General features: G+C 57.7%; 21 protein-coding genes. 15 read left to right on the top strand and 6 right to left on the bottom strand.

The features are described 5' to 3' along the window. The first annotated feature begins 23 nt into the window (after positions 1-23). From U738_RS04310 to U738_RS04295, 4 genes are all read left to right on the top strand, one after another. Complete coding sequence (locus tag U738_RS04310; RefSeq protein ID WP_035577669.1) at positions 24-1,214, top strand: cupin domain-containing protein; 1,191 nt, start codon at positions 24-26, stop codon at positions 1,212-1,214. Further along, positions 1,214-1,639, top strand: coding sequence for a GNAT family N-acetyltransferase (locus tag U738_RS04305; RefSeq protein ID WP_035577667.1), 426 nt, complete (start codon positions 1,214-1,216; stop codon positions 1,637-1,639). The genes U738_RS04310 and U738_RS04305 overlap by 1 nt, the downstream gene beginning before the upstream one ends. A gap of 405 nt (positions 1,640-2,044) precedes the next feature. Then, positions 2,045-3,643 (top strand): isocitrate lyase, encoded by a 1,599-nt coding sequence (locus U738_RS04300; protein WP_035577665.1) that lies wholly within the window; start codon positions 2,045-2,047, stop codon positions 3,641-3,643. Between the two features lie 310 nt (positions 3,644-3,953). Continuing rightward, complete coding sequence (locus tag U738_RS04295; protein WP_035577663.1) at positions 3,954-4,424, top strand: glycine zipper 2TM domain-containing protein; 471 nt, start codon at positions 3,954-3,956, stop codon at positions 4,422-4,424. A 119-nt stretch (positions 4,425-4,543) separates the two neighbouring features. On the opposite strand, the gene U738_RS04290 is transcribed toward U738_RS04295, so the two are convergent. Further along, positions 4,544-4,822, bottom strand: coding sequence for a hypothetical protein (locus U738_RS04290; RefSeq protein ID WP_035577661.1), 279 nt, complete (start codon positions 4,820-4,822; stop codon positions 4,544-4,546). A 176-nt stretch (positions 4,823-4,998) separates the two neighbouring features. On the opposite strand from U738_RS04290, the gene U738_RS04285 reads away from it, so the two are divergent. Further along, the gene (locus tag U738_RS04285; protein ID WP_022520436.1) at positions 4,999-5,481 is read left to right on the top strand and encodes an FKBP-type peptidyl-prolyl cis-trans isomerase; all 483 of its coding nucleotides are present in this window, start codon (positions 4,999-5,001) and stop codon (positions 5,479-5,481) included. Positions 5,482-5,534: 53 nt separating this feature from the next. On the opposite strand, the gene nikR is transcribed toward U738_RS04285, so the two are convergent. After that, positions 5,535-5,936, bottom strand: a complete 402-nt coding sequence (nikR, locus tag U738_RS04280) for a nickel-responsive transcriptional regulator NikR (protein ID WP_035577659.1) — start codon at positions 5,934-5,936, stop codon at positions 5,535-5,537. Between the two features lie 98 nt (positions 5,937-6,034). Here nikR and U738_RS04275 point away from each other — a divergent pair, with 98 nt between their 5' ends. Genes U738_RS04275 through U738_RS04255 form a run of 5 tightly spaced genes read left to right on the top strand, consistent with a single transcriptional unit; the run spans position 6,035 to position 10,902 of the window. Continuing rightward, positions 6,035-7,624 carry an ABC transporter substrate-binding protein gene (locus tag U738_RS04275; RefSeq protein ID WP_035577656.1) on the top strand — a complete coding sequence of 530 codons (1,590 nt, stop codon included), beginning with the start codon at positions 6,035-6,037 and terminating at the stop codon, positions 7,622-7,624. Continuing rightward, positions 7,615-8,595, top strand: a complete 981-nt coding sequence (locus U738_RS04270) for an ABC transporter permease (protein WP_035577653.1) — start codon at positions 7,615-7,617, stop codon at positions 8,593-8,595. Before U738_RS04275 ends, U738_RS04270 begins: the two co-directional genes overlap by 10 nt. Further along, positions 8,592-9,410 (top strand): ABC transporter permease, encoded by an 819-nt coding sequence (locus tag U738_RS04265; protein ID WP_035577650.1) that lies wholly within the window; start codon positions 8,592-8,594, stop codon positions 9,408-9,410. Before U738_RS04270 ends, U738_RS04265 begins: the two co-directional genes overlap by 4 nt. 15 nt (positions 9,411-9,425) lie before the next feature. Further along, a complete protein-coding gene (locus U738_RS04260) occupies positions 9,426-10,271 on the top strand; it encodes an ATP-binding cassette domain-containing protein (protein ID WP_035577647.1) in 846 nt (281 codons plus the stop codon). Then, positions 10,264-10,902 carry an ABC transporter ATP-binding protein gene (locus tag U738_RS04255; protein ID WP_035577644.1) on the top strand — a complete coding sequence of 213 codons (639 nt, stop codon included), beginning with the start codon at positions 10,264-10,266 and terminating at the stop codon, positions 10,900-10,902. The genes U738_RS04260 and U738_RS04255 overlap by 8 nt, the downstream gene beginning before the upstream one ends. A 2-nt stretch (positions 10,903-10,904) precedes the next feature. Here the strand turns inward: U738_RS04255 and U738_RS04250 are convergent, their stop codons facing one another. The 4 genes from U738_RS04250 to U738_RS04235 form a co-directional block, all read right to left on the bottom strand. Then, the gene (locus U738_RS04250) at positions 10,905-12,095 is read right to left on the bottom strand and encodes an MFS transporter (RefSeq protein ID WP_035577641.1); all 1,191 of its coding nucleotides are present in this window, start codon (positions 12,093-12,095) and stop codon (positions 10,905-10,907) included. Between the two features lie 26 nt (positions 12,096-12,121). After that, positions 12,122-12,649, bottom strand: coding sequence for a C40 family peptidase (locus U738_RS04245; protein ID WP_050713717.1), 528 nt, complete (start codon positions 12,647-12,649; stop codon positions 12,122-12,124). Positions 12,650-12,851: 202 nt separating this feature from the next. Next, positions 12,852-15,317, bottom strand: a complete 2,466-nt coding sequence (locus tag U738_RS04240; RefSeq protein WP_035577635.1) for a DUF1266 domain-containing protein — start codon at positions 15,315-15,317, stop codon at positions 12,852-12,854. Positions 15,318-15,481: 164 nt separating this feature from the next. Next, complete coding sequence (locus U738_RS04235; protein ID WP_035577633.1) at positions 15,482-15,724, bottom strand: GlsB/YeaQ/YmgE family stress response membrane protein; 243 nt, start codon at positions 15,722-15,724, stop codon at positions 15,482-15,484. Positions 15,725-15,873: 149 nt separating this feature from the next. Between U738_RS04235 and U738_RS04230 the strand changes: the two genes are divergently transcribed. The 5 genes from U738_RS04230 to U738_RS04210 all read left to right on the top strand — a co-directional run bounded on the left by U738_RS04230 (position 15,874) and on the right by U738_RS04210 (position 21,278). After that, positions 15,874-16,743 (top strand): D-hexose-6-phosphate mutarotase, encoded by an 870-nt coding sequence (locus U738_RS04230; protein WP_035577631.1) that lies wholly within the window; start codon positions 15,874-15,876, stop codon positions 16,741-16,743. Between the two features lie 61 nt (positions 16,744-16,804). Then, on the top strand, positions 16,805-16,993 hold the full coding sequence (locus tag U738_RS04225) for a hypothetical protein (RefSeq protein ID WP_035577629.1): 189 nt from the start codon (positions 16,805-16,807) through the stop codon (positions 16,991-16,993). Positions 16,994-17,086: 93 nt separating this feature from the next. Then, positions 17,087-18,490, top strand: a complete 1,404-nt coding sequence (locus U738_RS04220; protein ID WP_035577626.1) for a YcjX family protein — start codon at positions 17,087-17,089, stop codon at positions 18,488-18,490. Continuing rightward, positions 18,487-19,524 carry a YcjF family protein gene (locus U738_RS04215; RefSeq protein WP_035577624.1) on the top strand — a complete coding sequence of 346 codons (1,038 nt, stop codon included), beginning with the start codon at positions 18,487-18,489 and terminating at the stop codon, positions 19,522-19,524. The genes U738_RS04220 and U738_RS04215 overlap by 4 nt, the downstream gene beginning before the upstream one ends. 113 nt (positions 19,525-19,637) lie before the next feature. Next, a complete protein-coding gene (locus U738_RS04210; RefSeq protein ID WP_051912755.1) occupies positions 19,638-21,278 on the top strand; it encodes a BCCT family transporter in 1,641 nt (546 codons plus the stop codon). Positions 21,279-21,298: the final 20 nt, after the last annotated feature.

The following is a 21,298-nucleotide window of genomic DNA, read 5'->3' as shown; positions in this document are numbered from 1 at the left end:
ACTTACTAACGCCAGGGCATGCCATGAACCATCACGATAAGCCGTTAACCCTGCTGGGCGATCTTACCGCCGCCGACTTTCTGGCCCATTATTGGCAGCAAAAGCCGCTGCTGATTCGTGGCGCGATGCCCGACTTCATCAGCCCCATTGAAGCCGATGAACTGGCGGGCCTTGCCTGCGAGCCTGGCGTGGAAGCACGTCTGGTCGAAGAAGAAGGCCCGGACGGCCCCTGGCAGGTCTCTCACGGCCCCTTCGATGAAGCCACCTTCGAACGGCTACCGGAAAACAACTGGAGTCTGCTGGTGCAGGCGGTTGACCACTATGTGCCCGCGGTGGCAGCACTGATGGATGAGTTTGACTTCCTACCCCGCTGGCGGCTCGATGACGTGATGATCAGCTACGCACCTCCTGGCGGCAATGTGGGCGCGCATATCGACCAGTACGACGTTTTCCTACTCCAAGCCAGCGGCCACCGCCGCTGGCAGCTGGGTGGCAAACTGACCGAAGATGCGCCGATTATCCAAGGCATTGATCTGCGCATTCTGAAAGAATTCAGCGTAGAGCCAGACTCCGACTGGGTGCTTGACCCCGGCGATATGCTCTATCTTCCTCCCGGTTGGGCACATCACGGCGTCAGTCAGAGCGATGACTGCATGACCATTTCGGTGGGTTTTCGCGCACCTTCCGCCGATGAGGCGATCACCTCCTATGCGGACTACCTCGGCGAGCAGCTACCGGCCTCTCAGCGTTACAGCGATGCAGGCATGGCGCCTGCTCAGCAGCCCGGTGAACTGGATGACGCCGCAGTGGAACGGATGCGTCAGCTGATTATGTCGACGCTGGATAACCCAACCCAAGTCGCTCAGTGGTTTGGCCGGGTGATGACCCAGCCAAAATATGTCGATCAAGTGGTACCGCTTGAAACACCGATGACCGAGGCGGCGCTTGTTGCTCAGCTACAAGACGACGAACCGCTTTATCATATGCCGGGCTCACGCTTTGCCTGGCGTAGCGACGCCAGCGGCACCACGCTATTTGTTGATGGCGACGGCCACGCTTGCTCGGCTGAATTGGCTAAACGCCTTGCCGACACTACCCCGCTCTACGCCGACGACCTTGAGCTTGACGGTGCTGCTGCGCTCATCACGCAACTGGTCAATACCGGCAGCCTGGGTTTTATGAGCGATGAAGGTGATGACGACGAGGCGTATTAATGGCGATTACCCACATTAGCACCGGCAACTGGGAAACGCTTGGCCAGGCTGCCAGCGAGATCCGGCGCCGAGTATTTATTGAAGAGCAGAGCGTGCCTCAGGAAGAGGAGTGGGATGGCTTGGATCCTGAGTGCCAGCACTTTTTGGCACTCCTCGACGGGCAGCCGGTAGGCACCGCACGGCTGCTGCCCGATGCCCATATTGGCCGTGTTGCAGTACTTAGTGATGCCCGCGGCACCGGCATCGGCGTGCTGCTGATGCAGGCCGCCATTGAGGCGGCTCGCCATGCAGGACACCCTCAAGTCGTGCTGAGCGCCCAAGTTCACGCGTTGGCGTTTTATCAGCGGCTAGGCTTCGTTGCCCACGGCGAGGAGTTTCTCGATGCAGGTATTCCCCATCGAGAAATGACGCTTTCACTCGCGTAATAGATACTCTTGTTTGATCTCTAGCACTGCTCCGGCAGTGCTTTTTTATGCCCTCCTGACGAAAAACCACTACACAAACCCACCGCTGTATTACCCGCTGTAGTCGGGTTACAACCCACTGTGCCCCCAAGTGTCAATTGTTGAATACGCCATCCTCGTGGATAGTTATTGCATTGCAGCGTTATGGCGATGTGGTTAAGGCTTCAAGCCCGCAACGCTGTATCAGATGCCTCTAGCACTGATGTCTCTAGCACCCAAGACAATGGGCTTAGAGACGATTGACTTAGAGACGATTGGCTTAAAGACAGTAACGCGAAATTCAATGATGCTGAATACAACTTCGCAGGTGCAGCATAAGCAAGCGCTGATTTGCGAAACAACATCAAGACCAAAGAGGGTAAGCTCATGTCAGGACTGCTCGACGATATCAAAGCCATGGCCCAGCTCCGCGAAGCACAAGGCGGCAAATGGGAAGCCATCAAACCTGAGTACGCCGCCCGCATGCGTGCTCAAAACCGCTTTCACACCGGCCTGGACATTGCTCGCTATACCGCCAAAGTCATGCGTGAAGATATGGCTGCTTACGATGCTGATACCGCACAGTACACCCAGTCACTAGGCTGCTGGCACGGCTTTATTGGTCAGCAGAAGCTTATCTCAATCAAAAAGCACTTTGGCACCACCAAACGTAGCTACCTCTACCTTTCTGGCTGGATGGTTGCCGCGCTGCGCTCCGAGTTCGGCCCGCTCCCCGACCAGTCAATGCACGAGAAAACCTCCGTCGCGGACCTGATTGAAGAGCTCTACACCTTCCTAAAGCAAGCCGATGCCTGGGAACTTAACCACCTGTTCCGCGCCCTGGATGAGGCTAAAGAGGCCGGCGACAGCGGCAAAGAGCAGGAGTTGATCAGCAAAATCGATAATTACGAGACCCATATCGTGCCGATCATTGCCGATATCGACGCGGGCTTTGGTAACGCAGAAGCCACCTATCTGCTGGCCAAGAAGTTTATTCAAGCCGGCGCTTGCTGTATCCAGCTGGAAAACCAGGTCTCTGACGAAAAACAGTGCGGCCACCAGGACGGTAAAGTCACCGTGCCCCATGAGGACTTTCTGGCCAAAATTAACGCCGTGCGTTATGCCTTTTTGGAACTCGGCATTGAAGATGGCGTTATCGTGGCGCGCACCGACTCACTCGGCGCTGGTTTGACGCAAAAAATTGCCGTCACCAATGAGCCAGGTGATCTAGGCGATCAGTACAACAGCTTCCTGGACGGCGATACGATTGAGAACGCCGCCGACATCAATAACGGCGATGTGGTTATCAAGCAGAACGGCAAGCTGGTGAAACCCAAGCGCCTCGCGTCGGGCCTCTACCAGTTCAAACCCGGTACTGGCGAAGATCGTGTCATTCTGGACTGCATCACCAGTCTGCAAAACGGCGCCGACCTGCTATGGATCGAAACCGAGAAGCCTCACGTTGGCCAGATCGCCAGCATGGTTAACCGGATTCGTGAAGTCGTGCCGGATGCCAAGCTGGTCTACAACAACTCACCGTCCTTTAACTGGACGCTGAACTTCCGCCAGCAGGTGTTCGATGCCTGGCAGGAAGAGGGTAAAGATGTATCGGCTTACCAGCGTGACAAGCTGATGAGCGCCGAATACGACGAAACAGAGCTTGGTCAGTTGGCCGATGAGTGGACGCGTAACTTCCAACGCGACTCATCTCGCGAAGCAGGGATCTTCCACCACTTGATCACCCTGCCGACTTACCACACCGCCGCCCTGTCCACCGATAATCTGGCGAAAGGCTACTTCGGCGACGAAGGCATGCTGGCTTACGTGAAAGGCGTCCAGCGCCAGGAAATTCGCCAGGGGATCGCCACAGTTCGTCACCAGGATATGGCGGGCTCCAATATCGGTGATGACCACAAAGAGTTCTTCCACGGCGATGCCGCGCTCAAAGCCGGTGGCAAAGACAACACCATGAACCAGTTTGGCTAATTAGCAGGTTTTAAACTGCCTTAACTCGCCATGCAAACCCTGCAACAGGAGGCCTTACAGGCCTCCTGTTTTTGCTTGTCTAGCGGTATTTGCACACTGTTTTCTTAATACGCTGTTACACTCTGGCGTAAGCTATTTGGTAGCGCCTGCGCTACCAGTTGTGATCTTTTTAAACGATCACTGGTCAAAAGCGGTGGCATCAGCTATCTTTAACGAACACTGTTCTATAACTGTAATTGCTCCTCAAACCGTCATCTTAATGACAGCCATGTGGGCGACAGTTATCAAAATAGACACACTGGAGGTTTTAATGAAACGTCTTCTTTTACCCGTTGCCGCACTAAGCATTCTCACCCTAGCTGGCTGCGCCAACACATCCGGCTACTCTGGCGATGTCTATAGCGGTAATCAGGCCAAAACAAGCCAAAGCGTCACTTATGGCACGATCGTGGCGGTTCGCCCGGTACAGATTCAAGCGGAAAGCCGTGCAGGCGGCCTTTTAGGCAGTGGTGGTGGCGCGATCATTGGTGGTCTTCTGGGCAACCAAGTCGGCGGTGGCTCGGGTCGTCAATTGGCAACGGTTGCTGGTGCACTCGGCGGTGCGGTGGCAGGCACCGCCGCTGAAGATGCGACTAACCGCGTCAATGCGCTGGAAATGGAAATTCGTCGTGACGACGGCTCTGACATCGTTGTCGTTCAGCGCGCAGACCAACAATTCCAAGCCGGTCAGCGTGTTCGCCTGATTGGTAGTGGTGCTAGCGTGAGCGTTGCACCTTATTAATGTAAGCAGCGTTCATGGATAGCGTTTAATCGCCACGAAAAAGCCCGACCATCTACCATGATGGTCGGGCTTTTTTTATGACTATTTTATTGCCGCCGACTTTATTGCTGTCGACGAAATCAGTGAGCTTTGCTGCCCGCCCAGTTAACCAGCGCCATAACTGCCCAGCCAATGAGGCCCAACAGAATAACGACCAGCAGCATATCAACCGGCTTCACTAACGTGGTCGAGCCCAATACTCCCAGCGTAATTACCCATAGATAACGGTTATCGCCATGGCTTTTCAAAAAACCGGGCAACACCTTATCTAATCCCTCGCTCACGCCGCTATTCCAGCGCTGATGCACAAAGTAAGCAATCAGGCAAAATGCGACAAGCCAAATAATTAAGATCGTCATTGCATGCTCCAAAAGTGATAGGGCAAAGGAAAAAATGATGGTTGTAGGGTATCCCTGGTCACCCTGGTGCGCAATACCGTCGAAAGTGGTGAGTAGGAAAAAGCGCTGCTACCCCCTGACAAGCCAGCCCACACGCGTTACCATATTGGGACATGCACTCACCGAAAGGTTATTCCATGCAAATTGCGCAAAACTCGGTTGTCGCGTTTCACTACACCCTGACCAACGATGCAGGTGAAGTGCTAGACAGTTCCGAAGGCCGTGAGCCGCTTACCTACCTCCATGGCGCCGGTAATATCATTCCGGGCCTTGAGAAAGAGCTGGAAGGTCGTGCTGCGGGTGAAAAACTGAACGTTGCCGTATCGCCTGAAGAAGGTTACGGCGAGCTGCAAGAGCAGCTAATGCAAGAAGTACCGCGCGATGCGTTCCAAGGCGTTGAAAGCATTGAGCCGGGCATGCAGTTCCAAGCCCAGACCCAAGGCGGCCCGCTGATGGTTACCGTCAAGAAAGTCGAAGGCGATACGGTTGTTGTCGATGGCAACCACCCGCTGGCAGGCCAGCAGCTCAACTTTGATGTTGAGATCGCTGAAGTACGCGAAGCCAGCGCTGAAGAAGTTGAGCACGGCCACGTGCACGGCGAAGGCGGCGTTGAGCACTAAGACGCTCGCGCTACCGATCAGAAAAGGTGACCTCAGGGTCACCTTTTTTATGCCTACTCGTCAGGTATCAGCACTAACTGCCCATGACGCACGCTGCGTGACGACGTTACTTCGGCGGCAAACTGTTTGAGCGCCCGCCCCTGGCCTTTGAGCAGCGCCACTTCCAGGCAACTGTCGTGGTTAATATGCACATGTAGGGTCGACAGCGTTAGATCATGATGGTCGTGGGAGTGGCGCGTTAAGCGCTTGGACAACTCACGGGCGGCGTGATCATAGACATATACCAGCGCGCCCATGCAGGGTGAGTCCGGTGCGACCTCCTCCCTCACCTGCTTTAAACCACTGCGGGTCAGGTCGCGAATCGCCTCTGAGCGATTCTGATAGCCGCGCTCACGCATTAGCGTATCTACCTCCGCCAGCAGCTCTTCATCAAGCGTAACCGTTACACGCTGCATTCACGCCCCCTCAATTGATTCACTTTTCATGTGTCGCCCATGCCGCTAGTATGATGTTATTTAAAAAAGATCATACTAGTAACAGCAAGGATAAAGCGATGCCTGGATTACCTCGGCCTATCTTACTGGGTATTGCACTCAGTTGTTTAGGGGCCGCTAGCGCCGTGCAGGCGAAGGAGCAGCTGGTGCTCGCCGTTGGTGGCGAGCCCGAGCAGGGCTTCGACCCGCTACTGGGCTGGGGGCAATACGGCAATCCGCTGTTTCAGTCGACGCTACTCTCTCGGGGCAGAGACCTTACGCCACAGCCTGAATTGGCTACCCAGTGGTCACTTTCTGAAGATCGTCTAACGTGGACACTCACCCTGCGTGACGATGCCCGCTTTGCCGACGGTACGCTGCTGACCGCTGAAGATGTGGCCTATACCTTCAACGCAGCGGCCAAGGCGGGTGGGCGTGCCGATCTAAGCGCCCTTGATCAAGCCCAAGCCGTGGATGCGTATACCGTCACGCTTCATCTACGCGCCCCACACATCACTTTTGCTGACCAGCTCATGACGCTGGGTATTGTGCCAAGCGCCGAGCGTGACAACGGCTATAGCGAACATTATGGTCGCCACCCCCTTGGCTCAGGCCCCTATCAACTGGTCGAGTGGCAGGAAGGCGAACAGCTGATTGTAGAACGTAATCCCTACTTCTACGGCCCTACGCCCGTCTTTGAACGGCTGGTGTTTCTGTTTACCGGTGAAGACGCCACCCTCAGTGCCGCCCATGCTGGTCAGGTGGATATTGCCTCGGTTCCGCCAGCGCTGGCGGACAATGTACCGGCGCAGATGCAGCGGGTCATCATGGAGAGCGTCGATAACCGTGGCATCCTTTTCCCCATGCAGCCTGCCAATGGTGAGCAAGCAGCGTCGGGAACATTGATTGGCAACGACGTCACCGCCGACCTTGCCATTCGCCAAGCCATCAACCTTGCGGTCGACCGTGAAACCTTGGTGGAGGTAGCGTTGCACGGTTTTGGCCGCCCCGCATTTGGCCCAGCCGACGGCCTTCCTTGGAGTGGCCCGGAAGAGAACGTCGTCGCACCCGACTTGACTCAGGCAGAAAAAATACTTGAAAGCGCTGGTTGGGAACTTGGTGAAGATGGCCTGCGCTACAAAGATGGCCTGCCCGCGCGCTTTCGGCTCACCTACCCCGCCAGCGATACCACCCGACAGCTGCTCGCGGAGGTAAGCGCCGAGATGGTACGCCCACTGGGTATTGAAATGCAGCCCACAGGCCGCCACTGGGACGAAATCCAGCGCGAAGCGCTGCATCAGGACGCGATTATGTTCGGGTTTGGCAGCCACAGTCCGCAAGAGATTTACTACCTCTTCCACAGTCAGTATGCGGGCAACGGTTTCTATAATAGCGGCTTTTATGCCAACCCAGAGGTGGACGCCCACCTTGACGACGCCCAGGCGGCTCACAGCATCGAACAAGCCAACCAGTACTGGCAAGCAGCGCAGTGGGATGGCACGACTGGCTATGGTCTGCGCGGCGACAGTAGCTGGGCCTGGCTGGTCAACCTGGAGCACGTCTATTTTGCCAACACTTGCTTAGACGTTGGCGAGCTGGGCGTGGCGCCCCACGGCCACGGCTGGCCGATTACCGCTAACCTGCTTGAGTGGCGCTGGACGTGCGAGTAATAGCGCGTATCGCGACGCGGCTGTCACGCCTAATCCTGGTGCTGCTGTGTGTGGCAGTGGTCTCGTTTGGGCTGATGATGGCCTCGCCTATCGACCCAATCGATGCCTACCTAGGCCCGCAGATGGCCCAGGTTAGCCCTGAGCAACGTGAATTAATTGCCCAGCGCTGGGGGTTTGATGAGCCTCCTGCTGTCCAGTTTGGCCACTGGCTACGTCAATTAGCGAGCGGTGATCTGGGCTGGAGCCATGTGTATAACCAGCCGGTTAGCGAGGTAATTGGCCAGCGCTTTCAGCGCTCCATTGTGCTGCTGGGCGGCGCCTGGCTACTCTCGGCGCTACTGGGATTTAGCCTTGGCGTTGTAGCCGGAGCCAAAGAGGGCTCAACGCTGGATAACATTATCAGCACCTACGCCTTCATTACCGCCTCCACGCCCGCCTTCTGGCTGGCGATACTTGCCGTGCTGCTTTTTTCAGTAACGCTAGGCTGGACACCCACTTGCTGCGCTGGCCCAACGGGCACCTTAAGCCAAGATGTCACTCTCGCTACGCGCCTGCACCATCTGATACTGCCGATCGCCACCCTGGCGTTGCTGGGCATTGCCAATGTCACTCTTCACACCCGCGCTCGCATGCTTGAGCTAATGCGCTCAGAGGTGGCCACTCATGCTTTCGCCCAGGGTGCCAGCCGAATTGATGTGGCCTGGCGCCACGGCCTGCGCCATGCCAGCCTACCAGCGATGACGCTGGCGTTTGCTTCACTGGGCGAGCTATTCGGCGGCTCTATCCTTATTGAACAGGTATTTGCCTACCCCGGTTTAGGTCAGGCCACGGTGGCAGCGGGACTGCGCAGTGACGTTCCCCTGCTGCTAGGCATTGCCCTCTTTACCGCGCTGTTTGTCAGCGTCGGCAATATGATCGCTGATACGCTCTATGACGTTATCGACCCTCGCATTAAGCAGGGCGGCCTATGAGACTCGCCCTAACAAGCCGCGATGCTCAACCACGCCTGCGTGCCGCTTTCAGCCTGGGCGTCACCGTTCTGCTGGTGACGGGGCTGGTCGCCAGCCAGTGGCTGCTGGGTGATTCAGCTCAGCAGATGCAGTTTGACGCCCGCTTGGCCCCGCCCAGCCTTGACCACTGGTTAGGTACCGACGCGCTAGGTCGGGAACTTTGGGCAAGAACCCTGGCCGGGCTGGCACTCAGCTTTTGGGTGGGCTGCCTGGCGGCGCTACTAAGCACTCTGATTGCACTGAGCCTGGCGGCACTGGCCACGCTATCAGCGCGGCTGGATGCGCTGGTAAGTCTACTGATTGATACGCTACTCAGTGTGCCCCACCTGATTTTATTGATGTTGATCGCCTTTGCCCTGGGCGGCGGCACCCAGGCAGTGATTATTGCCGTAGCCGTCACCCACTGGCCGAGTTTGGCCCGGGTGCTACGCGCCGAGCTGTTGCAACTGCGCCAGGCACCCTATGTGCGAATCTCTCGTGCGCTGGGTAAGTCGCGCTGGTTTGTGCTCCATGGCCACTTGCTCCCCCATTTGCTCCCTCACTGCTTGGTCGGCGCGCTGCTGCTGTTCCCCCACGCGATTCTTCACGAAGCCGCGTTAACCTTTCTGGGCTTTGGCCTAAGCCCCAGTCAACCGGCCATTGGCGTACTGCTGGCGGATGCCATGCGTTACCTAAGCGGTGGCTACTGGTGGCTAGGGGTATTTCCAGGCTTGGGGCTGTTAGTGATGGTGCTGGGCTTCGAGCGCCTTTCCACTCACCTGCGTCGTGCGTTATAGCGAGGAACCACAGATATGTTAACCATTGAGCGTTTAACGCTACAGCTGCCTTATTATGCCCATGGGCATGCCTCATGGTGGAAACGTCGCTGGGCCACCTGCCTGGATGAGCTCTCGTTGCAGTTCTCGGCAGGCGAAGTGCATGCGGTGGTGGGCGCATCCGGTGCTGGCAAAAGCCTGTTGGCCTACGCAGTGATGGGGTTACTGCCAACACCTGCGCGTTTGAACGGGCAGCTTTGCTATCAAGGAAAGCCGCTTGATGAACAACGCCAACGCCAGCTTCGCGGCCGTGAACTAGCACTGATCCCCCAGTCGCTTAGCGCGCTGGACCCGCTGGTGCGCACCCAGCGCCAAGTGACCTGGGCGGCCCAGCGCGCAGGTCATGCCCCGGCGAATGCTTGGCACTCTGCTCAGCAAGCCCTAAATCATTACCAGCTAGACGCCCACGCACAGCAGGCCTACGCCCACGAGCTTTCCGGTGGTATGGCCCGCCGCGTGTTGACGGCCATGGCCCACGTGAGTCAGGCCCAGCTGGTGATTGCCGATGAGCCTACCGTGGGCCTTGACCCGCACCAGCGCCAGCGAGTGCTGGCGGCGTTGCGGGAGCTGGCCGACCAGGGCAAAAGCGTGATGTTAATTACCCACGACCTACGCCACGCCCTACCGATTGCTGACCGCGTGACCATTATGCGTGACGGCAAGCGGGTTGAAACCGCGCCCGCCCATGCTTTTCAAGGTACCGGCGACTTGCTGGTCCATGACTATTCACAGGCACTATGGTTGGCGCTGCCGGACAATCACTTTTCGACCAGCGCGACACGCCAGGCACCACAGCTGCAACAGGAGGCAGACGTTGCTTGAAGCGTGCCAACTTGGCTTTCAGTTTGCTAACAGCTCCCCACTGCTGCGGGACGTTTCACTCACGCTGAAAGCAGGTCAGTGGCTAGGACTAAGCGGTGACTCTGGGGCAGGTAAATCAACGCTGGGCAAACTGCTGGCCGGCTATTTAGCTCCCCAGTCGGGTGCGATCACCCTGGATGGCGCGGCGCTACCTAACAGCGGCGTGCAGCCTGTGCAGTGGCTGCCACAATCGCCAGAGCTGGCGGTTAACCCCCGCTGGCGGGTAGGCAACATATTACGTGAAGCCTGGGCACCTTCTGACGCCCAGTGCCAAGCGTTTGGTGTACAGGCAAACTGGCTATCGCGCTTTCCACAGTCGTTATCGGGGGGAGAGTTACAGCGCGTATGCGTGTTGCGAGCGCTCGCGCCAGAAGTGCGCTTTCTGGTCGCCGATGAGATCTCTACCATGCTCGACCCGATCACCCAGGTAGAGCTTTGGCAGGCGTTAAAACAGGAGACCGAGAAACGCCAGCTTGGCGTCCTCGTGATTAGCCACGACAGCGCGCTGCTGGAACGCCTCTGCCCGCAGCGCTTACACTTAAGCGCAGGTCAATTAATAGACAAAACGATAACTGATGCCAGGGAAGGTTGAAATTAGCTAACTGACTGGCGACGCTCAAAGCGCCATAGACCGAAAGCAATGATCAGCGTGATACTCAGCAGTAGCCACGAGCCAATACTCACCCCTGCCCACCCGGCCCATTGCCAGAACGGCTCCAGCCAGAAGCCACCCAAACTGGCGCCCACATAGTAAAACACCAGATAGAGCGCCGAGGCGCTGCCCCGAGCCCCCAGTGCATAACGCCCCACCCAGCTAGACGCCAACGAATGGGCCAGAAAAAAGCCAAAGGCGTTGACGGTTAAGCCGATGATAATCACCGGCAGCGAATCCGCCAAGGTGATCGCCGTGCCCAGCATTAAAATTACGACCCCCACCATCATGCACGCCGCGGGAGAAAAGCGTTTGGCCAAACGCCCGGAAATCATTGAACCAAAGGTGCCGCCGAGATAGGTCAAGAAAATCAGCCCCAAGCCGCTAGCGGCTAGTTGATAGGGCGCTGCCGCCAACCGAAAGGTGATATAGCTGTATTGGTTAATAAAAATCAGGAAGTTGATACCACCCAAGCAGTAGGCGGCGAGCAATACCGGGTTGCGTAAATGACTGACTAAATCGCTAGCCGCTTTGCGTAGCTCAAAGCGCTGGGGAGTAAAAGCGCGGCTATTGGGCAGCAAGCGCCAAAACACCGCACAGCCGACCAGCGTCATAAGGCCTACCGCTAGGAATGCCGCGGTGGGACCACCTATTTCAGCGGCGCCGCCGCCGACAATACGCCCGCTAATACCACCGAGGGAGTTGGCACCAATATAGAGCCCTACAGCACTTAACAGCGCAGGCTTTTCAAACTCATCCCCCATCCAGGCGATGGCGACTGCCGGTAGCCCGCCCAGCACAAAGCCCTGCACCAGGCGCAGTAGCAGCAAGCTTTCGAAGGTGGGGGCAAATGCCAAGGCAATGGAGCAGCCGCCTGCTAACAGCAGGGTGATGCGCATAATACCTTCGCGACCAATAGCATCAGAGAGTGGCCCGAAGACCAGCAGCGCAATGGCTAAGGAGAGGGTCGACACCGACATCAGCAGGCTGACGCCAAGGGTGGAGACAGCGTAAGTCTCCTTTAACCCTGGCAGCAGCGGCTGCGGTGCATAGAGATTAATAAAAACAAGAAATGAGCCGAGGCAAAGCGCCAAGGTGGCGCGCCACCAGGCGCGCGATTTGGCTTCAATCATGCCATTCCTAGATTAATGACGTCAGGCTACTGGAAAACACTGCCACCCAATTGGGCTAGATGCGTCGGCTCCAGCGCCCGCCGTGACTGCCAGTAGTAACGCTGCCAGTAGCTGTTATCCAAGCTGGAAATAATCACCCCTTTCGAGGTCGAAGCGTGGAGAAAATAGCCATTGCCCACGTAGATACCCACATGGTTATAGCGACCCGGCGGCTGGAAGAACACCAGATCGCCCGCCTGCAGCTCTTGGCGGTCGATCGGGCGTCCCTCGTGTACTTGACCACGGGTGGAGCGCGGAAGCTCTAAATTGAAGGTGTCACGATAAACATTGCGCACCAGGGCCGAACAGTCAATACCTCTCTCTGAGGTGCCGCCAATCCGGTATGGCGTTCCTGCCCAGCGCTGGTGTTGTGCCAGCAGCGCCTCGCGAATCACTGTTGGTGGCGGTACTTGCAAACTGCGCAGATGCGCATCGATGGGGTCAACCGGGGACATTTGCGGGTTCGCCCCCATTCCAGGCAACGTCATCGAGAAATAATCCTCCGGTGCCTGCATATTGCTCTGTCGCGCCGAACCTGCGCAACCAGCGACCAATGCAACTAAACAACAAACACTTACAACACGGACAGCGGTCACAGCGGGGCGTGGCAACGCAACCATGCGATTAACCTCGTGACATCGATAAGAAGGCGGTATGACAAAACTAATTTTTCTAATAAGCATGACTATAAGCTAATTCTCATAGGTTTGGCGAGCATCAATGTAACGTGCGTTGATCGCCCGGCAGTGTATCAATATGCAGTGGCGCGAAATGGCGCGGTTTATTGCCCGGAAAATCCAAGCTTACCCATGGGCCAGCCAAGACCGGCGCACCGCATACCCAAGCCACCAGTGCCTGACGAAAACCAGCTAGAAAGCTCTCCCGCTCAGGGGTTTCGCCCATAAAAAACGAGAACCCTGCATACATCCCCATGGCATACTCCTGCCACCCGGCATAGTGGTCCGCCGCCAATTGATAAGCTCGATCCAACACCTTGGCAAAGGCCGCGCTGTCCAGCCAGCCTAGCTGCCGAGCGGCAATGGCCAAATCGACCAGTTGGGCAATATCCCAGGCCGCCATATCCACCTCATTACAGCCATCTTCGTTGTCGCGCACACGGCGCAAGCGCAGCAGATGGTGGCGTTCGTCGTCAGCACAGTCGCCGGATTCAAGAATGGCGATCTCTGCGCTTAAGCGCTCAGTATTAAGGGTATAGGGCGCATAGTTAATCTGATACTCCTGACGATCCCCCGCTTCGAGCATGTAGGTCAAAAACTCCTGCATATCTTCGCCGTTGCTCAAATGGTAGTGGCTCTCCACCCATTCGCGGATCTCGGCGCACTCACGGGCACTCTCGGGCTGGGGTTCACTCCACACCGCACTGTTCAGCGGGCCCACCAACGACATAGCGGTAAAGTGGCTCAAAGTGGGGCGATTACCCGGCTCGCGCCAAGCGTCGTGGTGCCAATCCAGCCAGTGAAACAGGCTACCAGGATCTTCGATGTGCCAAATAATTTCATTCACCAGCGAGGCATGCTCCGGCTCCGGCAGGCAGCTCTCCCAGGCAAACCACGCCTCTAACAGACGTTTGGCATTGGGGTAAAAACGACATAGGCAGCTACGCAGTGCGCTGGCATAGGCCATTAACGGGGCACGATCCAATAAGCCGCTGTCGAGGGACATATGTAGATAGAAGGCGAATTTTTCAGCCATATGAATAGTCGCCGCATGGCGGCTCACGCCCTTAATCGCGTTGCGCTGCTTCAGCTCTTCCGGCGTCGGCTGACCGAACCAGCTTTGCGACGGCGGCAAAACGCCGTGCACCGCGTCGGCCGCCAACTGATTAAGGTGGTGCGCCTGGGCGGGTAGCCAGTAGCGGGCGAGCGCATGAGCGCCTTCATCGGCATGCAGGCCCAGTGACTCCTGCAAATACAGCGCTGCATCGGCACGCTGCTCTTCCGGCAGCGCCGCGGAGGGGTCTATCTGGCGCAGCATGGCATCCGGCTCGCGAACGCTGGCCAGCGCCAACAGCCAGTGATGGGGCGTGTTACGCCATTGTCGAATGCGCACCTGAGACGCGTTGAGCGTGGGCTCGTCTAACAGCTCCCGCGGAGGGCGCTTCCAGGGGCTATGGCTACTATGCAGCAGTAACCGATGCCGCTCGCTGGGTGTTTTCCCCCGCCGGTCAATGCCGTCAAACAGACTCTGCCCGCGCCCGTAGGCGTTAAGGACGGCGTACCAGTCATGATAGCGACGACTGATCAAATCAGCGGCGTGCCCCGCTAAATCATCGGCCTCTTCCTGGCTAAGCCAACCACAGCAAGCACCGGCCCAGGCGAGTTCCACAATCCGCAGCCAATCCCAAGCCGCCCACTCCAGGGGCTCGCCCTGGGTGACGAATTTATTCAGCACCGGCGCATAGGGCGACTCTTCTACCACACTCCGCTGCCACTCCATACGCTGGGCGTTATCCATACTCAATAGTTCGCGGGCTTCGATATCCCAGCGCTGACGCTCGCCTTGCGCGCCTAACCACAGCATCACCCCGATTAGCCCATCTCGATCACGGACATCCCATGCGTGAGCCAGCCACTCGGTGGCTTCAGGCCAGTCAGTTTGGCTGGCAGGATAGGCAATAATCGGCCGGAATAGCGCGCATAGCCGCCAGCTCTGCGCTTCAGGTTGTTGAGGCCATAGCGAGGCAGGAGCCGGCATTTCAGCCAGGGCGTTTTCGAGTGCATCCCAGGTAATGCCCTCGCCATCGGTTTCAAGGTTGGCCAGCGCCTGACAGGCGTCGATAAAACGGTCATCGGCACCGACTTCCCAACCCCGGGCGCCTAACGCGCGACGTAGATCCGCCAGCCAGGCGCGCAGATCGCTGTAATCACTCGTGATGCGACGAGTCAGATGGTGCGCCCAATGGCGGGCTTGATCAGCGTCTAACCAGCCTGCGGCCCCCGCCAGTGCGGCCCACTCTAGGGCGCCTAGCAAACGGTCGGCACTGCCTGCGGGCGCACCCAGCCCATGGAACAGCTGCTCAGCAAGCTCGCCACGACTGGTAATCCCCAGCTGTAACAGGCGCTGCTCCGCCGCCCCTGCATCGACCGCCAACGGATGAGGAGTAAACGCCCAATCACACAGCACCAGCTGTTGGGCCCACCAGGCATTTAACGCGTCGATCAAGAGGCACCTCGAAAAAGCACAATGTCACCAGCAAAAAGCCGGAGTAAAGCTGCCTAGTGTAACGGAAAGTGGCGCTAACACCGATAGCCCTGGGCGACGGTAGGCACAAAACGACACCGCCCGGCACAAGGCCGGGCGGTGTCATGCGGTTAGCTACTCAATCGTTAAGATTGTTTCACTTTGCTTATCACCCAAAGGAGCACCACGGCACCCACGGTCGCGGTTACCAGCGAACCGATAAAACCACCCGCCGAGAGGCCTAAAAGGCTAAACAAAAACCCACCGATAAGCGCCCCCACAATACCGACGCCGATATTACCCAGGACGCCGAAACCGCCGCCGCGCATGATGTTGCCAGCAATCCAACCAGCCAAACCACCAATGATTAACCATGCAATAAAGCCCATATAGTCTCCTTACTATTTCAATAACGGGTTTTAGCTAAGTATGTTGATAGGCGTTTTACCTACCAGTCACGCTTGTTCTACCATAGCACATAGCGTTACTTTTCGGTGCCTCTAGGTATCGATGTTTGGTTACTCTTAAAGGAAAATTCATGATCCCCAGCTCGCTAAATCAACTGATTAAAAGCACTCAAGGCCAGCAAACGGCTCAGTGGGAAGGCCGCGACGTGGTGCTTTTCAATATGCCTTGGGGCGAGTTGGTGATTAGTCTCCAGGGCGCGCAAGTGCTGCACTTCTGCCCAGAGGGGGATACCGATTGGTTATGGCTAACGCCTACGCCCCAGTCGCTGCCAGGCGCTATTCGTGGGGGTATTCCACTCTGCTGGCCATGGTTTGCCGACGAGCGTTATGCCGACGAGAGCCCCAATCGCGATGGCCCCTTCCATGGCCTAGCCCGCCACGCCGACTGGCATTTGGACGCTGTTGATGAGCACGCCGAGGGAATTGAACTCCACCTCTCCCCCGCGCAGCCCCTTCATACACTGCTCACCGCGCGCTTGGTGGTACAAGCCAACGCCCAGCGCTTAAACGTTGAGCTGATTAGCGAAAACATCGGCGAAACGCCGATCAAAACCAGCGGCGCACTGCACACCTACTTAGCCGTTGCTGACACCCATCAGTGCCGCCTGGAAGGCCTCTCCGGCGCACGTTACCTCGACAAACTGCGTGACTTTGCCGAGAGTGAACAGCAGGGTACGCTAGCCGTTCAGGGTGCCGTTGACCGCATTTACCACACCAATGAAGCCGTACTACTCAGCGATGGCGAGCGCAGCTTGCGCATCGGCAAGCAGTCCAGCGACTCTACCGTGGTGTGGCACCCCAACAACGACCTGCCCAGCGACACGCCCGCCGACGTAGCGCGCCACTTTATCTGCGTTGAGGCTGCCAATACGCGTCTGGATCCAGTGTGGTTGGTACCTGGCGCTCAGCACCTGTTAGGCACCACCCTCAGCCGCGGTTAATCTTCGGTTCATCAATGCTTTGTTATTATGCGCTCACTGCTATTTGAGCTAGGGAGACCCGATGGATCCGCAGCAATGGCTAGAGGCAGCCACGCTCGCCTTTAATTTAATCGGTATGGTGGTGTGCTTGGTCGGCCTGACCCTGGCACAGAAGATGACCCGCCGCTGGCCCGGTTACACTCTGGCGGGGGTTGGCTTTTTGATTGCCACCCTGCCTATGTTTTCGCAGCTACTATTAGTGTTTCGTTAATATGATGCTGGCACTGGTCAATCAGCCCTTTTCACTGTCGTGAGTTAGCGCTGTTAATGGATAGTGATCAATTGCCACAAAAGGATCAATAGGATGCGCCAGCCGTTAAGTCGCGAACTGAGCAATTTATTAGAGCGCGGGCGAGATCGCCAGTTGCGCTTAGCGGTCACCGGCCTCTCCCAAGCGGGGAAAACCGCGTTTTTGACCTCACTGGTCAACCAGCTGCGCCATGCTGGCGTAGAGGCGCAGCTCGATTTACTGCCCGCCGCCCGGGAAGGCCGCCTGCTCGGCGCCCAGCGGCTTAACCAGCCCGACCTGGGCGTGCCGCGGTTCCCCTACGACCCCGGCATGGCCGCCCTGCGTGATACCCCGCCGCGCTGGCCCGAACCCACCCGCGGGATCAGCGAGTTACGCTTACAGTTACGCTACCGCCCTGCCCGCAGCGGATGGCTGACACCGGAAATAGCCCACCTCACTCTCGACCTGTTTGATTATCCCGGCGAGTGGCTGCTCGACCTGCCGCTACTGCAGCACGACTTCTACAGCTGGAGCCAAGCGCAGGCGCTGTACGCAGGCGAACAGCGCCGTGGCCTGTTTAGCGAGTGGCTAGCGGCGGTGGAGAAGCTCGACCCGGCAGGCGAAGCCGATGAGGCTCAACTGGCTGCCCTGGCAGAAGAGTATGCTCAAGGCCTACGTCGCGCCAAGCAGGCGGGTTTTTCCGACCTGCAGCCTGGGCGCTTTTTGCTGCCGGGCGAGCTGGAAGGCGCCCCGGTACTACAGTTTTTCCCACTGCCACAGCTTAATGCGTCTCAACCCAATACTTCTAGAGAGGCGTTGGAAGCACTGCCCGCCAATAGCCTTTACGCCACCCTGACGGCGCGCTTTCGCTACTATCAGCAGCAGGTGGTTAAGCCTTTTTACCGCGACCACTTCCGCCGCTTTGACCGCCAGATTGTATTGGTAGATGTGCTTGGCGCACTCAATGCGGGTCCCGAGCGTTTTGAAGATCTTTCCCGGGCACTGCGCCAGTTAATGCACAGCTTTGACTATGGCCAGCGTAGCCTTCTCACGCGCCTGTTTGCGCCCAAAATTGATCGGCTGGCGATTGCCGCCACCAAAGCGGATCACGTGACACCTGACCAGCACGGCAATCTGGTGCAGTTGCTTGAAGCACTGCTGGCAGAGCCACTTAAAGACCTACGCTTTGCCAACGTGCCGGTTAAAGCGCTCTCGCTGGCAGCGATTCGCGCCACTGAAGCCCGCGAGGTGACCCAAGAAGGTAAGCGCTCACCCGCGCTGCGCGGCACTACGCTAGAAGGCGAAGACGTGCTGGTCTACCCCGGCGATGTGCCCGCTCGACTGCCCGCTGCGGATTTCTGGCAGCAGCAGGGCTTCGACTTCCCCGCTTTTCGCCCGATGCCGACGCCCTCAGAAGCGCTGGATCATATTCGCATGGACGCCGCCATCGACTGGCTGATTGGAGACAAACTGACATGACAACCCCACAGCCACGCCGTCACTTTACCCTGGACGACAAGCCCGCAGAGGTCGCTGCTGCTGAAACACCGCTTCGCCAGCGCGAAGCCTTTGCAGGCGCCAGCGAGCACCATCCGCTAGCGCCTCTTCCAGAAGACAAAGCCCTGCCCGCCGCCAGTTTGGGTGCGCCGCGCAAACGCCGCTGGGGGCTAATATTCGCCCTGGTAGGCGGCGCCATTTTGGGCACCGCGGAGCTGGTCACCGGCATACCCGATGCGTTGGCCCAATCCCAGTGGTTGACCATGGCCTGGCAGGCCTTCGGGATCAGTTTGATCGGGCTAGGGGGGATCTCCCTGCTCAAAGAGTTGGGCCGTTTGCGCCGTCTCAAGCGCCACGACAAACTGCGCGGCGATCTGGCCGAGCTGCCGCTACGCTCGCCCAAGCAGGCCCGGGCCATGGCCGAGCAGTTGAGGCGCCAACTTAAGCTCGCCGACGATGATCCGCACTGGCTAGCTTTTCAACGCGCTAGCCAGCCCCACCATAGCGGCGAGGAGATTCAGACGCTGCTGCGTTATCATTTGCTAGCACCGCGTGACCGCGAAGCCCAGCGCCTGATTACCCGCATGTCCGGCGAAACCGCGATTATGGTCGCGATCAGCCCGCTAACCCTGGTGGATATGGCGCTGGTGGCCTGGCGCAGCTTGGCGATGGTCGATCGGCTCTGCCGCCTTTACGGGCTGGAGCTGGGCTACGCCAGCCGCCTGCGGCTATTTCGCAATGTGCTGCACAATATGGCGTTTGCCGGGGCCAGCGAACTGGCCACCGACGCCAGCATGGATATGCTCTCGCTGGATTTAGCCGGGCGACTCTCTGCACGCGCAGGCCAGGGCCTGGCCACCGGTCTGCTTAGCGCACGCCTGGGGCTCCGCGCCCAGCGCCTATGCCGCCCGGTGCCTTTCACTGCCGATGAACAGCCCAAGATCGCCGACCTGCGCCAAGACCTATGGCGGCAAATCAAGCGTCTCGACAAGGATAAGGCCCCACAGAGCCGCTAATGAAGTAGACGCGACGCCGCCAAGTCTGTTTTCGGTCACAATTTGCGATTCAACGCTGTTTGTCCTCATGATGGGAGTTTGGCATAACATCCTCCAGTGCGGAGAAACTGTTTATGAACACCCCTAATGATTCTGACTCGCCCCCGATAGCCAGCGACATGCAGACCGACTATGTCGTCGGCCAGGATAATATAAAGGGGCAGCTTGGCCCCTTCGGTTTTGATATCCACAACCGCGTCTTCGTGGTCTCTGCGGTTGCCTCGGCAATTTTTATCGTCCTCACCCTGGTGTTTCCTGAACGCGCGAGCAGCGTTTTCCAGTCTATCGTTGCCTTCTCTACAGGAACGCTGGATTGGTATTTCATGATCCTGGTGGATTTCTTCATTTTGTTCTGCTTAGCCCTGGTGGTACTTCCTCACGGCTCGGTCAGATTGGGCGGCCCCGACGCTAGGCCAGAGCACAGCTACCTCTCCTGGTTTGCGCTGCTGTTCACTGCAGGCATTGGCATTGGCCTACTGTTCTTCGGCGTGCTAGAACCGGTTTATCACGCCAATGTTTCGCTACCGCTGGGCGTTGAATCTCCCTTCGGTGCCGATGGCGAGCTGAATCCTGATGCTATTGCTGACGCCAGTGCACTAGGCCTTGCGGGCACCTATCTCCACTGGGGTATCCATGGCTGGGCGGTTTATGTCGTCATGGCGCTAGGACTGGGTATTTTTACCTATAACAAAGGCCTGCCCTTCTCGATCCGCTCGGCATTTTTTCCTATTCTCGGTGACCGTGTCTGGGGCTGGTGGGGACATGCGATCGACATCCTTGCCGTATTTTCGACTCTATTTGGACTGGCGACATCGCTAGGGCTTGGGGCGCAGCAGGCCAATGCGGGGATGAACTTTGTTTTCGGTCTGGAGGTAAGCACCACCACCCAGGTCATCGTTATCGTACTGGTCACGGCGGTGGCGCTCATATCGGTGTGGCGCGGGCTCGAGGGGGGCGTTAAGAAGCTCTCCGAGATTAATATGGTGCTGGCCGTACTGTTCTTCTTTTTCGTGCTGTTCGCTGGCCCCACCCTGCTGGCGTTAAGCGGATTCTGGGCGGGTCTAACAACCTATGTGACAGACTTTCTACCGTTATCGGCGCCCTTTGGCCGTGACGATGACTCCTTTCGTCAAGCCTGGACCATTTTCTACTGGGCTTGGTGGATCAGTTGGGCACCTTTCGTCGGCATGTTCATCGCTCGGGTGTCGAAGGGCCGTACCGTGCGTGAGTTCGTCCTCTGCGTACTGCTGGTTCCCAGCCTGTTTATCTTTATCTGGATGGGCGTCTTTGGTTCAACCGCGCTTGAACAGCTCTACGCCAACCCTGCTGGCAGCCTGGTTAAAGAGTATGTGATCGACAACTACAGACCCGAGCTTTCGCTATTTGGCATGCTGAATGAACTGCCGTTGACAGGATTGATGTCGACGCTGGGAATCGTTCTGGCGCTGATTTTCTTTGTCACCTCCTCTGATTCCGGCTCACTAGTGATCGACACCATCACCGCCGGTGGCAAAATCGACGCTCCGCGGCCTCAGCGGATGTTCTGGGCAATTGTGGAGGGCCTGATCGCCATTGTGCTGCTAATCGGCGGTGGCCTAACAGCGCTTCAAGCGGGGGTCACCGCCACAGCGATACCCTTCTCTATTGTGCTACTGCTGATGTGCTACTCGATCATCAAGGCGCTCAATGGCGAGCTGCGGCTTCTACGTAAATAACACCAACATATAAGCCATGG

The sequence above is a fragment of the Halomonas sp. TG39a genome, assembly GCF_000744395.1.
Taxonomy (GTDB): domain Bacteria; phylum Pseudomonadota; class Gammaproteobacteria; order Pseudomonadales; family Halomonadaceae; genus Vreelandella; species Vreelandella ventosae_B.
Note: the sequence above shows the minus strand (reverse complement) of the source record. Positions and strands in the feature narration are given on the sequence as shown.

Bases quoted from the DNA above. Each gene is read 5' to 3' on its own strand.
- U738_RS04290 (WP_035577661.1), bottom strand. From the start codon at position 4,822: ATGACGATCTTAATTATTTGGCTTGTCGCATTTTGCCTGATTGCTTAC.
- U738_RS04300 (WP_035577665.1), top strand. From the start codon at position 2,045: ATGTCAGGACTGCTCGACGATATCAAAGCCATGGCCCAGCTCCGCGAA.
- U738_RS04295 (WP_035577663.1), top strand. From the start codon at position 3,954: ATGAAACGTCTTCTTTTACCCGTTGCCGCACTAAGCATTCTCACCCTA.
- U738_RS04215 (WP_035577624.1), top strand. From the start codon at position 18,487: ATGACAACCCCACAGCCACGCCGTCACTTTACCCTGGACGACAAGCCC.
- U738_RS04260 (WP_035577647.1), top strand. From the start codon at position 9,426: ATGTTAACCATTGAGCGTTTAACGCTACAGCTGCCTTATTATGCCCAT.
- nikR (WP_035577659.1), bottom strand. From the start codon at position 5,936: ATGCAGCGTGTAACGGTTACGCTTGATGAAGAGCTGCTGGCGGAGGTA.
- U738_RS04265 (WP_035577650.1), top strand. From the start codon at position 8,592: ATGAGACTCGCCCTAACAAGCCGCGATGCTCAACCACGCCTGCGTGCC.
- U738_RS04210 (WP_051912755.1), top strand. From the start codon at position 19,638: ATGAACACCCCTAATGATTCTGACTCGCCCCCGATAGCCAGCGACATG.
- U738_RS04310 (WP_035577669.1), top strand. From the start codon at position 24: ATGAACCATCACGATAAGCCGTTAACCCTGCTGGGCGATCTTACCGCC.
- U738_RS04225 (WP_035577629.1), top strand. From the start codon at position 16,805: ATGGATCCGCAGCAATGGCTAGAGGCAGCCACGCTCGCCTTTAATTTA.
- U738_RS04275 (WP_035577656.1), top strand. From the start codon at position 6,035: ATGCCTGGATTACCTCGGCCTATCTTACTGGGTATTGCACTCAGTTGT.
- U738_RS04245 (WP_050713717.1), bottom strand. From the start codon at position 12,649: ATGCAGGCACCGGAGGATTATTTCTCGATGACGTTGCCTGGAATGGGG.
- U738_RS04235 (WP_035577633.1), bottom strand. From the start codon at position 15,724: ATGGGCTTTATTGCATGGTTAATCATTGGTGGTTTGGCTGGTTGGATT.
- U738_RS04250 (WP_035577641.1), bottom strand. From the start codon at position 12,095: ATGATTGAAGCCAAATCGCGCGCCTGGTGGCGCGCCACCTTGGCGCTT.
- U738_RS04220 (WP_035577626.1), top strand. From the start codon at position 17,087: ATGCGCCAGCCGTTAAGTCGCGAACTGAGCAATTTATTAGAGCGCGGG.
- U738_RS04230 (WP_035577631.1), top strand. From the start codon at position 15,874: ATGATCCCCAGCTCGCTAAATCAACTGATTAAAAGCACTCAAGGCCAG.
- U738_RS04305 (WP_035577667.1), top strand. From the start codon at position 1,214: ATGGCGATTACCCACATTAGCACCGGCAACTGGGAAACGCTTGGCCAG.
- U738_RS04285 (WP_022520436.1), top strand. From the start codon at position 4,999: ATGCAAATTGCGCAAAACTCGGTTGTCGCGTTTCACTACACCCTGACC.